Annotated in this window: 1 protein-coding gene; it reads left to right on the top strand. The window is 68.6% G+C overall.

Going from position 1 to position 1,869, the window contains the following annotated elements:
* Nucleotides 1-71: 71 nt before the first annotated feature.
* Nucleotides 72-1,865: a thiamine pyrophosphate-requiring protein gene (locus BHE01S_RS35750; RefSeq protein WP_042273212.1), complete on the top strand. Its 1,794-nt coding sequence runs from the start codon at nt 72-74 to the stop codon at nt 1,863-1,865.
* Nucleotides 1,866-1,869: the final 4 nt, after the last annotated feature.

The following is a 1,869-nucleotide window of genomic DNA, read 5'->3' on the forward strand; positions in this document are numbered from 1 at the left end:
TCCAGGTTCGACGTTTGCGCGGGACGCCAGCACGGCAAATTGAATCGGACCATCCGCAAGGAGAACGGCACATGGCGACGACCACGGTGAGCGACTTCATCGTCGAGCGGCTGCACGAATGGGGCGTGCGGCGCATCTACGGCTATCCCGGCGACGGCATCAACGGCATGTTCGGCGCGCTGCGGCGCGCGCAGGGCAAGATCGAATTCGTCCAGGCGCGCCACGAGGAAATGGCCGCCTTCATGGCGAGCGCGCACGCCAAGTTCACGGGCGAGCTGGGCGTGTGCATCGCCACGTCGGGGCCGGGGGCGGCACACCTGCTCACGGGGCTCTACGACGCGCGGCTCGACCATATGCCTGTGCTCGCCATAGCGGGCCAGCAGGCGCGCGCCGCGCTCGGCGCGCACTATCAGCAGGAACTCGACCTCGTCTCCATGTTCAAGGACGTGGCGGGCGCATACGTGCAGCAGCCGAGCGTGCCCGCGCAGGTGCGCCACGTGGTGGACCGCGCGGTGCGCATCGCGCTGTCGCGGCGCACGGTCACGGCCATGGTGCTGCCCAACGACCTGCAGGAACTCGAATACGAGCCACCTGCGCGCAAGCACGGCACGGCGCATTCCGGCGTGGGTTATAGCGCGCCCGAGGTGGTGCCGCGCGAGGCAGACCTCAAGCGCGCAGCCGATGTGCTCAACGCGGGCAACCGGGTGGCGATACTCGTCGGCGCAGGGGCGATGCACGCCGGCGACGAGGTGGTCGCCGTGGCCGAGCGCCTGCACGCGGGCGTCGCGAAAGCGCTGCTCGGCAAGGCCGCGGTGCCCGACGACATTCCGTGGGTGACGGGCAGCATCGGCCTGCTCGGCACCAGGCCGACCGACGAGATGATGTCCTCATGCGACACCTTGCTGATGGTCGGTTCCGGCTTCCCGTATTCGGAATTCCTGCCGAAGGAAGGCGACGCGCGCGCGGTGCAGATCGACATCGACGCGGGCATGCTCAGCGTGCGCTACCCGATGGAGGTGAGCCTCGTGGGCGACAGCGCGGCCACGCTGCGCGCACTCTTGCCGCGGCTCGAGCAGAAGAACGCCACGAGCTGGCGCAACCGCCTCATCCATGCGGGCGAGCGCTGGCAGCGCGTGCTCGGGGACCGCGCGCACGCGGCAACGAGCGGCAGGGTGAATCCGCAGCGCGTGGTGACCGAGTTGTCGCCGCGACTGCCCGATGGCGCGATCGTCACGAGCGACTCGGGCTCGTGCGCGAACTGGTATGCGCGCGACCTCAAGATCCGGCGCGGCATGATGTGCTCGCTGTCGGGCGGTCTCGCCTCGATGGGGGCGGCAGTTCCGTACGCCATCGCGGCGAAGTTCGCCCATCCCGAGCGGCCCGTGATCGCGCTCGTGGGCGACGGCGCCATGCAGATGAACAACATGGCGGAACTCGTGACCGTGGCGAAGTACTGGCGCCAATGGGCGAGCCCCCGCTGGATCTGTTGCGTGTTCAACAACGAGGACCTGAATCAGGTCACGTGGGAGCAGCGCGTGATGCAGGGCGACGCGAAATTCGAAGCCTCGCAGGACATTCCCGATGTGCCGTATCACCGTTTCGCGGAGCTGGTGGGTCTCACGGGCATCTACGTGGACAACGCGGAGCAACTGGGCGACGCCTGGGAGCAGGCGCTCGCGGCGACGCGCCCCGTGGTGCTCGAAGTGAAGACCGATCCCGACGTGCCGCCGTTGCCGCCGCACGTGACGATCGAGCAGGCGCGCCATTTCGCGCGTGCGCTCATGGAAGGCGATCCGGACGAGGGCGGCGTGATTGCCAACACGGCGCGCCAGGTGATGGCGAGCGTCATGCCTGGCAAGAAGTGATGCG

The organism is Paraburkholderia heleia NBRC 101817, from assembly GCF_000739775.1.
GTDB lineage: Bacteria > Pseudomonadota > Gammaproteobacteria > Burkholderiales > Burkholderiaceae > Paraburkholderia > Paraburkholderia heleia.